The 19,116-nt window shown below is 40.4% G+C and carries 10 protein-coding genes; 3 read left to right on the top strand and 7 right to left on the bottom strand.

The annotated features are described in order from the left end of the window. Window positions 1-10 precede the first annotated feature (10 nt). The 3 genes from RM549_RS13640 to RM549_RS13630 all read left to right on the top strand — a co-directional run bounded on the left by RM549_RS13640 (window position 11) and on the right by RM549_RS13630 (window position 4,432). Window positions 11-1,747: a GMC oxidoreductase gene (locus RM549_RS13640; protein ID WP_311685754.1), complete on the top strand. Its 1,737-nt coding sequence runs from the start codon at window positions 11-13 to the stop codon at window positions 1,745-1,747. A gap of 87 nt (window positions 1,748-1,834) precedes the next feature. Further along, window positions 1,835-2,719, top strand: a complete 885-nt coding sequence (locus RM549_RS13635) for a TIM barrel protein (RefSeq protein ID WP_311685752.1) — start codon at window positions 1,835-1,837, stop codon at window positions 2,717-2,719. 108 nt (window positions 2,720-2,827) lie between these two features. Next, a complete protein-coding gene (locus tag RM549_RS13630; protein WP_311685750.1) occupies window positions 2,828-4,432 on the top strand; it encodes a beta-N-acetylhexosaminidase in 1,605 nt (534 codons plus the stop codon). Here RM549_RS13630 and RM549_RS13625 read toward each other — a convergent pair whose 3' ends face one another. The 7 genes from RM549_RS13625 to RM549_RS13595 form a co-directional block, all read right to left on the bottom strand. Then, window positions 4,433-5,227, bottom strand: coding sequence for a glycoside hydrolase family 16 protein (locus RM549_RS13625; protein ID WP_311685748.1), 795 nt, complete (start codon window positions 5,225-5,227; stop codon window positions 4,433-4,435). Between the two features lie 55 nt (window positions 5,228-5,282). After that, entirely contained in the window at window positions 5,283-7,562 is a 2,280-nt protein-coding gene (gene bglX / locus RM549_RS13620; RefSeq protein WP_311685746.1) for a beta-glucosidase BglX, read from the bottom strand. 92 nt (window positions 7,563-7,654) lie between these two features. Then, a complete protein-coding gene (locus RM549_RS13615; protein WP_311685744.1) occupies window positions 7,655-9,307 on the bottom strand; it encodes a family 16 glycosylhydrolase in 1,653 nt (550 codons plus the stop codon). A gap of 19 nt (window positions 9,308-9,326) precedes the next feature. After that, window positions 9,327-11,384 (bottom strand): hypothetical protein, encoded by a 2,058-nt coding sequence (locus tag RM549_RS13610; protein WP_311685742.1) that lies wholly within the window; start codon window positions 11,382-11,384, stop codon window positions 9,327-9,329. A gap of 56 nt (window positions 11,385-11,440) precedes the next feature. Continuing rightward, entirely contained in the window at window positions 11,441-12,907 is a 1,467-nt protein-coding gene (locus RM549_RS13605; protein WP_311685740.1) for a RagB/SusD family nutrient uptake outer membrane protein, read from the bottom strand. Window positions 12,908-12,918: 11 nt separating this feature from the next. Continuing rightward, window positions 12,919-15,972 carry a SusC/RagA family TonB-linked outer membrane protein gene (locus RM549_RS13600; RefSeq protein ID WP_311685738.1) on the bottom strand — a complete coding sequence of 1,018 codons (3,054 nt, stop codon included), beginning with the start codon at window positions 15,970-15,972 and terminating at the stop codon, window positions 12,919-12,921. A 253-nt stretch (window positions 15,973-16,225) separates the two neighbouring features. Continuing rightward, window positions 16,226-19,006: a helix-turn-helix and ligand-binding sensor domain-containing protein gene (locus RM549_RS13595; RefSeq protein ID WP_311685736.1), complete on the bottom strand. Its 2,781-nt coding sequence runs from the start codon at window positions 19,004-19,006 to the stop codon at window positions 16,226-16,228. Window positions 19,007-19,116: the final 110 nt, after the last annotated feature.

Here is a 19,116-nt window from a genome sequence, read left to right as displayed (position 1 = left end):
TCAGGATCAGATGAAAAACAAGAGAATAAACCCTGCTAAAAAAGACAGATACGATGCAATAGTTATCGGGACCGGGATTACAGGCGGCTGGGCGTCTAAAGAACTATCTGAAGGTGGTCTAACTACACTGGTTTTAGAAAGAGGCCGGATGGTAAAGCATGTAGAAGATTATCCCACAATGAATGATGATCCCTGGGATTATAAATATAAAGGGCAGGTAACCCGTGAAGAATATGGAAGGCAGTCCAAACAAGCCCGTACAGGATATACCATTAACGACGCCAGTAAACACTGGTTTGTGGATGATATTGAACATCCATACAACGAAGAAAAACGTTTCGACTGGATTCGCGGTTATCATGTTGGCGGAAAGTCCCTTATGTGGGCACGTATGTCTTTTAGATGGAGTGAAATGGATTTTGAAGCAAACAAAAATGACGGCTATGGCGTTGACTGGCCAATTCGATATAAAGATCTGGTTCCCTGGTACGAAAAAGTTGAAAAATATATAGGAATTACCGGAAAAGCAGAAAATCTCCCCCAATTGCCCGATAGTATTTTTACACCTGAAATGCCCCTGAACTGTGTAGAACAGGATTTTAAAGAAGGTGTAGAAAAGAATTTTGATGACCGTAAAATAATTAACAGCCGGGCGGCCAACCTTACAGATCCCTCGGGAAGAGAAGGGCGTGGACCCTGCCAGTATAGAAACAGATGCATTAGAGGCTGCCCTTATGGGGCTTATTTTAGCAGTAACTCTTCTACCCTGCCCGCTGCAGAACGCACAGGAAATATTACCCTTAGGCCAAATTCGATTGTGCATGAAATTATATATGACGAGCAATTGGGAAAAGCTACGGGGGTGCGGGTTATTGATGCTGAAACTAAAGAAAAAATGGAATTTTATGCAGATGTCCTTTTTTGCTGTGCCGGCGCTATTCCTTCTGCTTCTATTCTGATGCAATCAAAATCTGATCGCTTTCCCAATGGAATTGGAAATGATAGCGGAGAATTGGGCCATAACCTAATGGATCACCATTTTAAAGTTGGAGCGAGTGCGATATCAGACAGTCATAAGGAAGATTATTATAAAGGCAGGAAACCTGCAGGATTTTTTGTTCCGAGATTTAGAAATGTAGATGAGCAAAGTAAAACCAGTAAATTTCTTCGTGGGTATGGAATGCAGGGTAGCGCGAGCAGGACAGACTGGACAAGTGCTATTGGGGAAATGAACTACGGCAAAGAGCTTAAGGAGGCTTTACAAAAGCCCGGGGACTGGCAAATAGGCGTGAATTGTTTTGGGGAATGCCTTCCTTATCACGAAAATAAAATGATGCTGAATTATGATAAGCCTGACCAATGGGGACTTCCCACGATTACTTTTGATTGCGAATACAAAGAAAATGAAATGGCCATGAGAAAAGACGCTCAGGAACAGGCAGTAGCCATGCTAAAAGCAGCTGGCTTTAAAGATGTAAAGGGTTATGATGACCCTTGCTTTCCTGGTAACGGAATTCATGAAATGGGAACGGCCAGAATGGGACGGGATCCCAAAACCTCAGTTTTAAACGGAAATAATCAAATTCACACTGTTCCAAATGTATATGTGACAGATGGCGCCTGTATGGCTTCTTCAGCCTCACAAAATCCGTCTTTAACCTATATGGCCCTTACTGCCCGGGCTGCAAATCACGCTGTGGAACAATTTAAAGCAGGGAAATTTCGAAACGAGGAAAAAGTGAGTTAATTATAAATTTAAACCAAAACAGTTTCAGATTTTTAAAGTAAATTATAAAGCTTTTCAGCTAATTATCAACTAACTAAAACCAATATTATGATACATAGAAGAACCTTTCTCAAACAATCCGGTCTTGCTCTCGCGGCTACTACCCTTTTACCAGGAACGATATTTGCCAATTCCGGCAACCAGCCTTTGGGGCTACAGCTCTACTCTTTGCGCGAAACCATTGGAAACAATGTGAAAGGTACAATTGAAAAATTGGCCGAAATTGGTTTTAAAGAAGTCGAAACTTATGGTTATTCCAAAGACAATGGATTTTTTGGGTTAAGTGTCCAGGAATTTAAAGAAATACTTACCCAAAATGGTATAAATACTCCAAGCGGTCACTACGGAATGGATCCTTTTTTGGAGGAAAAAGGCACAAAAGACGATGTGAATTATATTCTGGATGTAGCCAAACAGCTCGATCAGAAATATGTTATTATTCCTTATATAGCTGAAGGTCTTCGCAGTTCAATAGATGATTATAAACGTATTGCGGAAAAACTGAACACCGCTGGCAGAATGTGCAAAGACGCAGGCCTTAAACTGGTTTATCATAATCATGCTTTTGAATTCGATAATTATAATGGCAAAAATGGATACGATATTTTTCTTGAAAATACAGATGAAGATCTTGTAGATTTCGAAATGGATATTTACTGGGTGGTAAGAGCAGGTATAGAACCTTCAGAGTTGTTCAACAAATACCCTGGCAGGTTCCCATTATGGCATGTAAAGGATATGCACAAACAAAAACCCGAACTAAATACTGAAATTGGAAGCGGCTCTGTAGACTATAAAGAAATCTTTAAATATACCGAAGAAGCCGGAGTAAAACACCTCATCATTGAGCAGGAAAACTTTGAAATGGATCCCTACAAGAGCCTGGAACAAAGTTTCGACTACCTTCAGAACAAATTAGTTACAAAAATGTAATCGCAACTATAAACCCGGGGGAAATCCGGTTTTTTATAATTTCTGTTAATCAATCATTCGCGAATATTTTAATAATTGAACGTAACCGGTATTAAATTCAGCTAAAGAATGGAAAATCAAGCTAACAACAAGAAGCAATTTCTCATCAGGAATACGATAATTGCCATTTTTGGCCTTGCACTTTTTTTGACACTTGCATTTTCCTCCCGCAGCAATTCTTCAGAAAATGACATGTCACAAACCAGTCTTATTCCAATTCCCGTACAAATAGAAGATTCTGAAGGCAGTTTTGAGCTCACTTCAAGAACCGCTATCCTTATTTCTGAAAATGAAGCCGAAATTGAGTCCGTTGCCAATTATCTCTCTGAATTTTTAAAGCCAGCAACAGGTTTTGACCTTCCGGTAAAGCAAAATTCTGAAGAAAATAGCCGTTCCGGAAATATTATCTTAGCCCTGAGTAAAGATTCTGAATTTCAGAATGAAGAAGCTTATATTTTAGAAGTTTTAGACGAAAATGTGCATTTAGAAGCCTCCTCTTCAGAAGGTTTATTCCGCGGAATTCAGACGCTGCGTCAGCTCCTTCCGGCAGAAATTGAAAGCAACACTGTTCAGGACATCAAATGGAATATTACTTCAGGAAAAATTAAGGATCACCCGCAGTATTCCTATCGTGGCGCTATGTTGGATGTTTCCCGGCATTTCTTCAGTGTAGAAGAAGTAAAACAATATATTGAATTTCTTGCTGCTTATAAAATGAATAAACTGCACCTGCACTTAAGTGATGACCAGGGCTGGCGCATAGAAATTAAGAAGTGGCCAAAACTTACCAGCATTGGAGGATCTAAGGAAGTGGGCGATACCGAAGGCGGATTTTACACTCAAGAAGATTATAAAGAAATCGTGAAATATGCGCAAAAGCATTATATAATTGTTGTTCCAGAAATTGATATGCCGGGGCACACAAACGCTGCACTCGCCTCTTACCCGGAATTAAATTGTGACGATAAATCACCGGAGCTTTATACAGGAATAGAAGTTGGCTTTAGCAGCCTGTGTGTGGATAAAGAACTTACTTATGAATTTATAGACGATGTGATTGGCGAAATTGCGGCTATCACTCCCGGTCCTTATTTCCATATTGGTGGTGACGAATCGCATGCGACCAGCAAAGAAGATTATAACTACTTTATAAACCGGGTTCAGAAAATCGTAAAGAAATACGGCAAAAAGATTATTGGCTGGGACGAAATTCAGACTGCAGCTATTGAAGAAGGTGTTATTGCACAATTCTGGGCGAGCGAAGAAAATGCTGTTGCAGCTAAAAAGAAGAAGGCAAAAATCCTCATGTCCCCTTCAAAACGTGCATATATGGATATGCAATACGATTCGCTTTCCCCTCTAGGACTACACTGGGCAGCTTATATTGAAGTAGATGATGCTTATGACTGGAATCCTTCAAATCTCGTACCTGAAATTACAAAAGATGATATTGTTGGAATTGAAGCTCCGCTTTGGACAGAAACTATCGAAGATATTGAGGATGTGGAATATATGGTTTTTCCAAGATTACCGGGTTACGCCGAAATTGGCTGGTCACCCGATAGCCTCAGAAATTGGGAAGAATATAAAATACGTTTAGGAAAACAATACAAAAGATTTAAAATCATGGATCTTAATTTCTATGAATCGCCCAAAGTACCCTGGGAGAAATAGTTATTCCTCCAGAGCGGTTACCTTGATGTAATCTACATAATATTTCTTCGGAAAAATTGAATCATCTACTTCGGGGCCGCCAAAATTGCCACCTACCGCCATATTTATCAGAAAATAAAACGGCTTTCTGAAGGGATAATGCTCCGCATCATATTTCTCCGGAATAAAATTATAAACGGAATTACCATCCACAAAAAATTCAATATTATCGGCAGTCCAAATCACTTTAAAGACGTGGTAGCCCTCTTCTATATTGTCGATATTTGTCTTTTTAGAGCTTGCATTTTCTCCGTGATGCGCAGGATAATGTAGCGTGGTATAAACCGTATTTGGTTCACGGCCCACATACTCCATAATATCGATTTCTCCTGAAGCAGGCCATCCTACTTGATTAATATCATTGCCGAGCATCCATAAGGCAGGCCAGATACCATGACCTTCCGGCACATTTACCCTTACTTCAATTTCCCCGTATTGAAATTCAACTTTATCTTTAGAAATAATTTTTCCGGAGTAATATTTATCACGTTCTTTAACAGCTTCTATCACCAGTTTCCCATCTTCCACACTCACATACTCGCGATTGTAAGACTGGCGTTCGTTGTTTCCCCATCCGCAAAGATCGGGACATCCATTGCCTTCTTCATAACTCCAATGATCCATATTTAGCTCACTTCCATCAAAGTTTTCTTCAAAGATTACCTTCTGTCCGTTCATAAATACCGGAATCATTACAAGCAGTAAACCTGTAATTGTATATTTCTTCATAACATTATTGTAAAATGATTGCTTCATGGAGCGGAGCCGGAGATTTGAGTGTCTACTCCGCTCTCTGAAACAAAAAAGTGGATTATTTATTAAGGGTAAATTCTGCTTTTTTAAGGTCCCGTGAATTTGTGCCGACGAATACTTCAAAATCTCCGGCTTCAGATTCCCACTTTTTATTGGCGCTATAGAACCTCAGCATTTCTTCATCGATTATAAACTCGACGGTTTTCGTTTCTCCGGGGTTCAGCTCAATCATTTCGAAGCCTTTTAGTTCTTTTATCGGTCGCGCTTTACTGGCAACGAGATCCCGCAAATACAACTGCACAACTTCTTTGCCTGCTACGTCTCCCGTATTGGTCACCGGGACACTTACCATAATCTCTCCGTTTGCATTCATTTCTTCTGCGGAAAGCTGTATTTCCCCGTATTCGAAGTCGGTGTAACTTAATCCGAAACCGAAGGGATAAAGCGGCTCCTTATCAACATCTGTATAACTTGAAAACGTTACATGCTCCTCGCTATATGGCCTGCCGGTATTCTGCTGATTATAATAAAGCGGCTCCTGACCCACTGCCTTTGGAAAAGAAACCGGAAGTTTCCCTGAAGGATTATACTTTCCGAAAAGCACATCTGCAATAGCATGCCCACTTTCTGAACCAAGCTGCCATGCTTCAACAATAGCCGGAATATTTTCTGCAGCCCAGGTAATTTCCAACGGTCTTCCGTTAATCAACACCAACGCAATATTCTGGTTCACTTTATAGATTTCTTCCAGCAATTCCTGCTGAACACCAGCCAGACCAATTTTCGCCTGACTCCGCCCTTCGCCTGTCTGGAAAGCATCTTCTCCCAACACCATGATCACTAAATCTGCATTTTCGGCTTTAGAAATCGCATCTGCAAAACCAGATTTATCAGTTTCGTTTATTTCCAAAGGCATTAGGAAACTCCGTTCCCCAATACCTAGAGGGGCACCTTCAGCATAAGTGATTTCTACATTATCACCCGCCGCTGCTTTGATTCCTTCAAGTACAGAAACTGCAGAATTTGCCTCTCCCTGTGCTCTCCAGTTTCCTATTGGCGTGTCCTTATCTGCTGCCAGTGGGCCGATAATTGCCATTTTTTGCACCTCGCTTTTTATCGGCAAAATATCATCTTCATTCTTCAGAAGCACAACGGATTTTCTGGCAATATCACGTGCCACTTCCCTATGCTCCTCATAAGAAATCTGCTCTGCCAGTTCAGGATTCGAATAGCGATAAGGATCTTCAAAAAGGCCCATTTTAAATTTCACCCGTAGAATTCGTTCTACCGCATCATCAATAAGACTTTCATCTATTTCCCCTTCTTCTACCAGCTCCAAAAGCCCGGCTTCATAAGCTCCGCCTTCCATATCCATATCACTTCCGGCTTTAAAGGCAATTTCGGCTGCATGTTTTTTATCCTTTGAAAATCCGTGGTAGATCATTTCTGTTATAGAACCCCAGTCTGAAACTACAAATCCGTTCCAGTTCCAGTCGCGCTTCAGGATATCTCGTTGTAACATTTTACTGCCTGTAGCGGGCGTACCGTCTATAGTATTAAATGAATTCATAAAGGTTGCCACCCCGGCATCTGCCGCAGCCTTAAACGGAGGTAAAATGAAATTATGAAGCTCATACTCTCCTACATTGGCCGTATTATAATCACGACCGGCTTCAGCAAAGCCATAGCCCGCAAAGTGCTTTGCAGTGGCTGCAATTGTAGTACTATCAGAAAGATCATCTCCCTGGTAGCCTTTTATTTTTGCAACTCCAACTAAAGAAGTGAGGTATGGATCTTCTCCCGAACCTTCCATAATTCTTCCCCAGCGCGCATCCCGCGATACGTCTATCATGGGCGAAAATGTCCAGTTTACACCATCGGCTACAGATTCTATCGCTGCAATCCTTGCCGACTTTTCCATTGCCTCCAGGTCCCAACTCGCGGTTTCCCCCAGCGGAACAGGAAAAATGGTTTTATAACCGTGGATCACATCATACCCGAACATTAGCGGAATTTTGATCCTGGAATTTTCCATCACCAGCTTTTGCGCTTCCCTTGTAGCTTCTACGGAAAGTACGTTGAGCATGGAACCTACAAGACCTTTTTTAAGACGCTCTTCCTTTTCTTTATTCCCCATCTCTGAAGCGGGGCCGGTTAAATCCCAGCTCCCATTATATTGCACGAGCTGACCAACCTTCTCCTCCAGGGTCATCATAAAAAGAATAGAATCTACTTTAGTTTCTACATTTTTAACGGAGCTTGGAATTTCGCTATTTTGAGCCTGCAGGCCCAACCCTCCCGTAAGAAGGAACGACATCAGGATAATATATTTTTTCATGTTAAGATATTAGGTTAAAAAGGGCGGCAGAAAAAGATTAACTAACTACAACTATGAAGACTCGTTTATAACCGCCCTCTCAACATCTGATTTTATTGATATACCCTTATGTAGTCTATTTCCATTGAAGATTCCTCGAAATCTTCAGCTATTTCACCCCCAAAAGTTCCTCCCATTGCTACGTTTAGGATAAGGAAGAAGTCTTTATTAAAAGGAGAATCGGGATTGTTCTGGTAGGTATGGTAAACCACACCATCTACAAGAAAGACAATTCTTTCTGAAGACCATTCCATGGTATAGGTATGGAATTCTGAAGAAACGTTCTCTACGAGAATTGAATCCCCATCTGCATTACCTGCAGACCTTCCGGGATAATGCAGTGTACCATGAATGGTATTCTGTTGGTTCCCCACGTGCTCCATAATGTCTATTTCCCCGGTTTCTGGCCAGCCAACTTCTGCTATATCTGCACCCAGCAACCAAATTGCCGGCCATGTTCCTGCACCTTCAGGAAGTTTAGCTCTTGCTTCCACCCTTCCGTAGGTAAACTCAAAATTATCCTGAGTGGTGATTCTGGAGGAGGTATAATCGAAGCCGTTCATCTCTTCAGCTCTTGCAGTAATTACAAGATTGCCATCTACAACCTCAGCGTTATCTTCAGTATAATACTGTGCTTCCTCATTTCCCCAGCCGTTTTCGCCATTTCCTGTTTCAAAATTCCAAAGTTCTGTATCTAAAGGCTCATCAAATTCCTGAGACCATGTGAGCTCTTCAAATTCTGTTTCAAATTCTTCAGGTTCTTCAGGTTCTTCCGCTCCCTGGGAAGTGGTGAACTTAAGGTACCATGCCAGTGAAGGGTCATTGCCCATCACTCCCCTTACGTGCATCGTATTTTCATCTATAGAAAGAACCTCATAAGAACTTGCACCAAAATAGTAGCTCATGAATCCGCCACCGGCGATATTAATTACCGTACCTGTAGAATTATCTTCAGGTATTCCTGAAGTAGCAGGTGATAAAGAAACAGCCTTTGGTCCTGAGGTATCATATTCCAGGCATTGATCCTCTGCTCCGCTTCCGCCGAAATCTGCACCATAGGAAGCATTAAAGAAGGTACTTCCCATATTATTCTGATTATAAATAATTTCTTCTCCTTCTAAACTAAAGGTAAGCTCGCCTTCATAAAGACAGGAACTAACATCAGCTCCTGCTTTCTCAAAAGGAGCGGCAGCATAGTATACAGGAGTAAACAAATCTGGCGCACCACCACTTGCAGGACCAACACCCAAATGAGCAGGTTGTGCAGCCGCTACATACCAGGTTTTGGAACTTCCACCAGTAAGCAATTGCTTGGTCTCAGGATCACTAAAATCACTAAAAACCGTCACCGTTGTAGTGAGGTTTGAAGATACTCCACCCGTACCCGAAGCAATTACAGTGACCGTATAATCGTTTACTCCATTTTCATTAAAATTATGAGTGGTCGTGCCATCGTAAGAAACTTCTTCAAAGCCATCCCCATAGATAAATTTATAGGTAATGGCATTATCTGCCGATGCATTAAAAGTCACAGCACCACTACCATCACCATCAGGCATTTCTTCTGTAACACCAAGAACTTCGGTTTCTACAGTAAGATTGGTGGGTGTTGTAATTTCTCCAATATCATAGTCTTCTTCCTCGCAACTGTTAAGCACAAACAGAAGGCTTAGCAACAGACTTATATTTATATATATTTTTTTCATCTTTTATACTTTTTTAATTCTAATTATGGAAATACACATTATCGATATAAACCGTTGCCTCTCCGGAAGGTGCAGCAGAATAAATAAACTGCGCAATATTTGCTTTACTGGTAAGATTGGTAAAATCTGACAATGGAATATCCAGGCTTACCCATTCTCCCTGTGCCGGATTCTCTATTACGATCTCATGCTCAGTATCATCTCCTCCCTGGTAGATTCCGTTCGGTCCGAAATCGACTAATTTGATCCTGAAAACAGTGGCATTATCTGTCCAGATTTCGGTATGGAAATGAGTCATTTCTGAAGCATCAATTTGATTTTCCCCGGTTTCTATTCCAACAAAATCAAAATTGCTGTACAGTTTTCTAAGCTCACCCTCGAATTCCACTTCTTCATAATCTGTCGCAGACCAGTCGGTACGCCAGGTAGCTAGAGGTACATCATCCCCCAGGTCACTGAAAAGTGATATTACCTGAACCCCACCTAAAGAGATATCATCAATATAAAAAGTACCTGCTGTATTACCAGGTCCATCAATAAACATCACCATGGTAGAATAGTGTCCTGTAGGCACAAATGCCTGCCCGTTATCTGATGCTCCGTCAACATAGCTTGTGACCGCATCTGCAGCAAAATTGAAGCTTAATTCTTCCCAGCCAGATCCACTGTGGTTGGCTGTAACTTCGTTTTGGCGCTCGCCATTTACCCCATTTTCGAACTTGAGTAAAACAGGAACAGCTACATCAGACCATAATTTCATAGTGATAGTTTTATCCTCACCACTAAAATCAACCGGCACATCCAGATTAAATGCTCCACCTTCCCAATTATTTCCGGAATTTGTAATTGCCCCAACCTGTGAACTGGAGGTATTTACACCAGACTGGTCAGGATTTTCCACAACCTCAAAAGAGGTTCCGTTAAATACCCCAAAATTGTAAGCAAGGTTTGGATTGTCAAAAGTGATTGGCAACTTAAACTGTACCAAAGTTGTTTGCCTGATATTGTCAAAATAGTAAGTCTCACCAGTTCCCGCAACATCCATATTAAAGAACAGTACCAGATTGCTGTATTCTTGTGCAGGATCTATCGAGGTAAGGTCAAAGGTTAGGGTTTCCCACTCATTACTTACTGTAGTTGTTGCTCTTACTTCTACATTAATATCCGCATTGTCGATATTTTCAATTTTAAAGAGTACATCTGCCCCCTCAATTGGCGACCATACGTCCACACTTATATAACGTCTGGAGGAAAAATCTATCGGCTCTCCAAGCGGAATACTTGTTCCTGCCCATGTTTCAGAATTTTCTGGTTTGGTATAAGAAGCCACCAATTCACTGGAATTTACTTCTGAAGGATCTGGATTTTCTACAATTGGCACTCCGGCACCTTCTCCACCTCCAAAATTGCTGAACGTATAGTCCAGAGTTTCAGATTCAAAATCTATAGGAAGGAACAAAGGATCTGTAATTGTAACCTCTTCATTAACTTCAGTAGTTGCCGCGCCTCCACTTAAAGCAACTACGCGCACATTGTAGGTGCCTATGTTGTTGTAAGTGTAAGAAACGGTTTCTCCTTCCATTAATGGCACAGGCTCCTCATCTTCATTTTCGCCAAAAAACACCTGATACATTGCCGCATTTTCTGCAGTAGCCGAAACTGTAACGGTATAATTATCGTTTGGATCTTTTGTTATGGTTGTCTCCAGATTCTCGGGTGCAAGGAAAGAAACAGTTAGCGACTGCGTTCCCTGTGCGGTTTCCCCATTTAAATTTTGACCGGTAATTCCAACTTCATACTGGCCTTCTTCATATACATGTTCCACCTGTTGCCCTACTTTAAGTTCTTCGGAAGCAGGAGAACCATCTCCAAAATCTACCGTATAAAGCACGGCTCCTTCGCCGGTGGGAATAATGGTTACCAGCCCGGAATTATCCTGGGTAATTTCAAAAGTAGCACCCAGATTAGAAGGAGCTTCAAGAGTGCTCAGGTCTACCATTGCATCGTCATCTTCGCTACAGCTAAACAAAGCTGCTGAGAGCACTAACGACAGGATTATTTTTAAATGTTTTTTCATATTTCTAGATTTTAATACCCGCCCATTTTGAAGCAAGCCGGTAATTCATGCTGATTTTAGTAATTAGAATTTTGATCCCAGTTTCCTTCAGAAAATTCAATTTCTTCCAGCGGAACAGGAAATACTTCATGTTTACCAGAAACAAATCCGTCAATATTCGCCGCTGCCCTTCCTGTACGAACAAGGTCAAAGAATCTATGGCCTTCACCAACGAGTTCCTTTCTTCTTTCGTCGTAAATTGCTTCAGTTAAATTGTTTCCGGAAACAGTTACGGGATCAAGACCAGCCCTATCCCTTACCATATTAAGGTAAGTTCTCGCTCTTCCATCATCTATTCCTCCACGGTTTAAAGCTTCCGCAGCCATTAAAAGCACATCGGCATAACGTATTGCCCGGTAATTATTAGGCTGAGTTAAGTTGGCATCTCCCACGTTATTATTCTGACGCGGAAGGTATTTGCGGTTATAAAACCCTGTGTGTTTTTCTACATTACCTATAGCGTAGGTGGCACCGGTTTCTTCTGTCCATTCTTCAATATTTAAAACTGAAAGATCTCTACGAATATCATTTTCACCAAACATATCGTAAGCCTCCTGTACCGGAAGATTAAAACCAAATCCAGGCTCAAAAACAGGTCCGGAGTAATTCCTGATACCCTGAAATCCTACTGCAACATTACCTTCACTACACTGCAAACAATCGAAGCCCGCACCTTCTTCTCCTGTATACTGTACTTCAAAAACAGATTCCTCATTATTCTCTCCTTCCTGTTCGAACAAGGTGGCAAAATTGGAAAGGGAATAAGGTCCGTTATCAATTAAATCTGTAAGTACGCTGGCAGACTCAGAAAATTCATCCTGGTATAAATGTGCTTTTCCAAGCAAGGCCTGTGCGGCTCCTTTTGTAGCACGTCCTGTTTGCGGAGCAGTATAATCCAGATGTTCAATAGCATATTGAAGGTCTGACTCTATCTGAGCATATACTTCGCTTACAGGAGCACGCGGAATGGATTTCTCATCTCCGAGCACAAACCGCTCATCCCCTTTTAACGGAATTGGACCAAACCATTTGACCAGTTCAAAAGTAAAGTAGGCTCTAAGGAACCTTGTCTCTGCAATTATTTGCTCTTTTCCTTCAAAATCTGTTTTGTCTTCAAATTCCAGGATGTAATTGGCCCTTTGCACTCCGGCGAAATTCCAGTCCCAAACATCGTCCAGGTTATCGTTAACCGGAGTATGCTGCATATCGTCTACCTGTTGCCATCCTATTACATCGGTAGCGCTTTCTCCTCCACTCACCGTATTATCGGAAGCAATTTCCCCCAAAATAACATTTACATAAGTGGATTGAAGAACATCATAAACACCTATAAGCGCGTTGTAATATTCTTCTTCAGAATTAAAATAATTTTCAGAGTCAATAGTATATTCTTCGGTTTTCTCCAGGTAATCTTCACTACAACCTAAGCACATCAAAAGTGCTAGAAGCAGTAAAACCGGTTTGTTTAGATTATATGTCTTCATGTTGTAGTTTTTTAAAAGTTAAGATTAAGTCCTGCCATAAATATTCTTGGAAGAGGATAGAACCCATAGTCTATACCACCTCCAATTGCTTCTCCTGTAGAGGCAGAAGGATCATAGCCTTTATAATCTGTAAATGTGTAAAGGTTGTTTACTGAAGCGTAAATCCTCAATCCTGTAATACCTACATCTGAAAATGCATCTTCAGGCAGGGAATACCCCAGCTGTACATTTTGTATTCTCGCGTAGGAAGCATCTTCAACATAAAAATCTGAAAAAGCAAGGTTTGTAGTAGCCCCTGTAGTTACTCTTGGGACTTCTGTACTTGTTCCGGGTCCTGTCCACCTGTCCAGATAATATGCGTGACGGTTTACATTTGGCTGACTTCTTTCATAGTTCCTTACCATATCATTACCCAAAGAAGCATAAGTATAGGCTGTGAAATCCCAGTTTTTATAATTCACATTGATATTAAAACCCATAGTTGCCGTTGGAATAGGATCTCCAATATTGGTACGGTCATCTGTTGTAATCACTCCGTCCCCGTTTGTGTCTACATATCTTAGATCGCCAGGAGCGGGGGTTGCCCCAAGGGAGGTTTGAGAAGGTGCTGCATCTACCTCTGCCTGTGTCTGGAAGATACCGTCGGTTTTATATCCGTAGAAATAACCTACGGGAAAACCAGCCTGGAAGCGAGAAGGCTGTGGCTGCCCTACCCCAAATTGACCACCCGGCAGGAACTCTGTTCCGTTAACTTCAGTTACCTCATTACGAAGTAAAGTGGCGTTGTAATTTATGTTGAAACTGAAATCTTCACTAAAATATTCAGAATATTTTATCGCGAATTCAACACCTTCATTTCTTGTAGTTCCGGCATTAATTGTAGGAGCTCCTGCCCCAGGTGCCCCTCCTCCAAAAATTCCGGAGACAGGAATGCCTGCTATTAACAGGTCTTTACGGTCTTCCCTAAACACATCTGCGGTAATATCAAATTTATTATTGAACAAACGCAGATCCACACCGATGTTGGTTTTTTGAGCTTCTTCCCATCCTGCGGCAGGATTAGCCAGAACTCCAAGCGCAGTTCCGTTTACCAAAGAACCATCTAAAACATAGGTAGCTTCTCCATCTAATAAAGATCGGTAAAATTGGTTTGCACCGGTAACGTTTCCTCCAGATTCCTGTCCACCGGCTTCATCATTACCCAATATTCCATAACTTCCTCTTATTTTCAGGAAAGAAATTACTTCGGAATCTTCCATGAAACCCTCTTCAGAAAGGATCCATCCACCGGTTACCGAAGGGAAATATCCTACCCGGTTATCGGGTCCAAACCTTGTGGAGGAATCACGCCGAAGCATTCCTGAAATCAAATATTTTCCCTGAAAGTCATATTGAACACGACCGAAAAATGACAGTTTTCGAACATCATATTTATACGAGTCGTTGTTTATACCGTCATTAGTTCCGGTAGTCAGACTGATATCTGCAAATTCCCATGAATTATTAGGGACATCAAATCCTGTAGCATACAAGCCATCACCCCAGTTTTTAATAACAGTCATCCCTCCGGTTGCAGTTATGTGATGATCCTCTGCAAATCTATCTTCGTAAGTACCGAATAAATCGTAGGTATAGCTGTTATCATTAATCCTGTTCTGGTTCACCTGGCTTCTTACATTATTAAAAACCTTACCTGGGCCGTAATTTATTATGGGAGCAAAATCCTTTCCTTTACTTAAAGAAAGGCTGTAACCAATCCTGGAAGTAAATTCCAGCTGAGGAATTGGGGTAAAAATAAGGCTTCCGGACCCATTAAATTTGTTAAGGTTATAATCGTTAAAGGTATTTTCTATCTGGGCCAGAGGATTGATTATCTCATTACCTAGTCTTCCCTCGAGATCTTCCTGATCTACAGCAAAAGTCGGCGCTATGTTTAAAGCATTAAACAAAACAGATCCCAGTCCGTTTTCATTTATAGAGTGTCTTTCGATATTAGTGTAAATGGTATTCAGGTTAAAATCAAACATCTCGCTAATATCAACTCCAAGGCTAATTCTAGCTGTACTCCTGGTGAAATCTGATTTATCGCCTCCAATAATACCTTTTTGGTAAAGATGCGAAGCACCTGCAGCGTACGTTACCTTCTCAGATCCCCCTGAAAGACTTAAATCATGACTTATAATAGGAGCTGTTTCGAGAACCTCATCCTGAAAATCTGTTCCTTCTCCAAGTCCACTTACATCAGTGTATGGTAAATTTTGGCCATTATTGGCATAGCTTTCATTTAAAAGCAAAGCATATTCTGTAGCATTTAGCAACGGAATTTTTCTGGAAGTTTCCTGAATTCCATAATAAGTATCGTACCTAACAGAAGGTGCTGTATTTTTCTTACCAGATTTTGTTGTAACCAAAACCACCCCGTTGGCACCTGCAATACCATAAATTGCAGCCTGAGCATCCTTTAAAATAGAAATAGATTCTACATCATTTGGATTTAGCGTAGAAAGATCCCCCTGGTATCCATCTATTAATACCAGCGGACCATTTACTGTATTGGAAGCCACACCACGTATATTGATGTTAATTCCGGCACCAGGCGCACCAGACGAAGGGGTGACATTAACTCCTGCTGCAGTACCTTGCAGAGCCTGCTCCAGTTTAATAGGTTTCATCTCCTCTATTGTAGAATTCGAAACTGTGGAGACGGCACCCGTAACATCTTTTCGTTGCTGGGTTCCATACCCAATAACGACAACTTCTTCTAAAGCCTCATTATCTTCCTGAAGAACAATATCCAGATCCTCCTGATTATTAATTGTGACTTCCCGGGGAACAAAACCTATATAGGAAAACTGTAGAACATCCCCGGCAGATAAATTATCTATGGTGAAGTTTCCATCAAAATCTGTTGTAGTACCCCTTGATTCATTTTTGACAATTACATTGACTCCAAGTAATGGCATATTATCCTCATCAGTCACAATTCCCTGAACGGGGAAAGATTGAGAAAATGCAGATAAAGTTCCACTTAAGAAGACAATTAAATAGCATGCGAATTTCTTCATTTGATTGATTATTAAAAATTGTTAAAGCAATATATAGATAGAGATGTTAAGTAGCATCAGAATCTACCTTTACAAAAAATCTACAAACAGCTTCGAAACATTAAAAACTTATCAAAATCTCATTAAAAGCTGCTGATATTGTTATTGTGGCAAATTATGGCACTACGAAATATTAAATGGTAAAGAAGTAAAAAAATAGGTATTCTCTGCTCATGTAGAGGTGATGTAGAGTTTTCGGAATGTCTTGTATAGGTTATATTTCCAGGATATAATCGGTAAGATTCTTCTCACGCGGCAAATTCATCTTTTTTCGCAAACGATATCGCTTAATTTCGACACTTTTTACTGAAATATTTAACAGCGGAGCAATTTCCTTTGAAGATAAATTTAACCTCAGATATGCACAAAGTTTTAGATCGTTGGAAGTTAGCTCCGGATGTTTTGTTTTCATCTTCTTAAAGAAATCTTTATCTGCATTGCTAAATGCCTTTTTAAAGAAGTTCCAGTTATCCTCCTCACTAATATCCTGATCTATGGTTTTAATAACAGACTTTACTTTAGCAGATTCAGATTTCTGCAACTGCTTTTTAATACTGGAAAGAAATTCATTCTTTTTAATAAGGCTCATGGTTGAAACTGCAAGCTCCCTGTTCTTATTAACCATATCCTGTTCCAGGCGTTCATTTTCCAGCTTGATTATCTTTTGCCTTGCTTCCAGGTTTTTCATTCGCAGTGCTTTTTCGTTTTCTTCAATAAGCTTCTGATGCCTTTTTTTATAGAAGATGTGCACCAGGTATAGTAAGATGAATAAAAGCAAAATATAAGCTATAATTGCAGTATAGCTCCAATACCAGGGCCGGTCAATCGCAAATTTATAGCTAAGCGTTTCAGTTATGCTGTCACCAACCCTTGCCCTCACTTCAAAACTATAATTACCAAAAGAAAGATTTTCAAAACTAGCCTGTGATACCTCATTCCATTCACTCCACATATCACTCTGCCCCAAAAGCCTGTAACTATATACTGGATTCAGGAACTTTTTAAAAACCGGCACGCTATAGTGAAAGCTAATGTTATTGGTTTTATAATGGAAAGGGTCACTGCCGGCCATAGAAATTAACTGAGGCGACTCTTCCAGAGCAGATGTGGTGATCTGATCCATACGAACCTCATAACCATAAATATTACTTTCAACTTTATCAAATTTTACATAACCATTGGAAATCCCCAGCAGGTACTCGGAGTCACTCAGCATTGTTATATTTTCGTACCCAGAAGTGATATTCCGAAATTCTTTAGAGAGATAAACCGCGTTAAGTTCGTAAGTAGCACTTAAACTGGCAGGACTTATATTAAAAACTGAATTTTTGGCGAAGCCCCAAATTTTACCATTTTCGTCATTTATTAACCTGCCCGAGATCCTTTCTGTATCCTCCAGTATTTTAGCCAGTGCACTGCCGGGCAAAAAATCATCTTCTGCTTCAACATACTGTAAAATACGGTTTCTGGAAGCGTAGTAAAGCGTATCATTAAAGTGAAATATACTCGATGTAATACCTGTGGTTTCATCAATAACATAGTTCCTACTCTCCGTGATCTGATCCAGGGAGTCATTCAAATTCAATTTAAAAACCCCTTTATGTTCGTTACTAATCCAGACATCCCCGCTGCCTTCTACTTCAATAAATTTTGAGGAATGAGGAAACTCCTCCAGCATTGGCAGGTCTTGAAAACCTTCAGAAGTATTTTTAAGAAAGCTAATCCCGTTATAATGACCCTGAATAAAATAACCTGGTTTATTCTTTAATTCCTTTATAAGCCAGGTGCCAAGGCGATCAGAAATTTTTTCAGCCTTATTTTCATTAATAAGATAGGTTCCGTTATTGTGTCCACAGAAAAGGTTGCCGCCCTCCATCTGCAAACTCCAAACCTGACCATTGGTGCCTTCTATAAAGCTAAACCCAGGATCTTCCGGGTTCTTGTAATAAAGCCCCTGATTGGTTCCCAGATATAGATAGTTTTCATCCTGAAAGGAACAATAAACAGATCCAATCCTGCCGGCATTATCCTGAAATAAACGAAATGACGAATCCAAGTTTAGAACACTTATACCATTATCCAGACCTGCCCAAATGTTTTGAGCATCATCGAGATAAAGATGAAGTGCTGTATTATTAAGAAGTACGTTTTCCTGGTCGAAATGACTGAAAATTTTACCATTTTCAGATACATGATAAATACCTTCTCCCACAGTGCCCAGCACCATGCTATTATCAGGTAGTTTTAATGCAGAAAGTAATCCTGCATATTTAATCTCGTTACTTAAACTTTGAAAGTTCTGCTCAATTTCTTCACCATTCCATTTAAAGAAATTTCCCGTAGCCGTAACTATTTGCAAGTCCCCTTCATGCCGGAAAATCTCCATAACTTCCATTTCACCCAGGATAGAAAATGGAATCACCTGCTCCGGCCGACCTTTTTGTATAGTATAAATACCTGCCTGGGCTTTTTGAAAGAAAATTTCATTATCTACTTTAAAGAGGTTCGTAATGGGTTGCCCAGCATCATTAGGTAAAACTACGATCTTATCAGACCCGGGATTATATAGATAAATACCCCTGAAACTTCTAAAAATTATTAGATCATTGCTGTATTCTATATCCCAAAACTGCTCCCCGTCTTGAATATCCTGTGGAAATTGCTGCACCAAACTGATATATTCCAGCACGCCCTGAGAATTCCTCTTCCAATAGCCCACTTCCATATAAGCACCCGTATAGATCCTGTCGCCGGTTACTTTTAAAGAACGAACTATTGTTTTATTGGGCACCGGGTATAAGTTCCATTTCTCCCCTGTAAATTCAAGTAAACCTGCTCCATTGGCAAAATATAAATTCTTGTTTTTATCCTGGCCAATCATCCAATTTTGGTTCCCTGCTCCATAATCGTTTGGATTGTAATTAATAACCGGCGGTAGCTCCTGAGAAATCAGAAGTTGAGAGAAAAGAAGCAGAAGAAAATAATAATACCGCAATGGGGATTCTTTTGAGCTAAAATAAGTTATAATCCACTAAAGCGCAACAGGATTGATTAGGTGAAATCAAATGTTATAAATCGTTAAATTTTTTTATGCTGTAGAAAATT

Source organism: Autumnicola patrickiae (genome assembly GCF_031846525.1).
Lineage (GTDB): Bacteria > Bacteroidota > Bacteroidia > Flavobacteriales > Flavobacteriaceae > Autumnicola > Autumnicola patrickiae.
The sequence above is the reverse complement of the archived record's forward strand: the minus strand, read 5'-3'. Positions and strand labels throughout refer to the sequence as shown.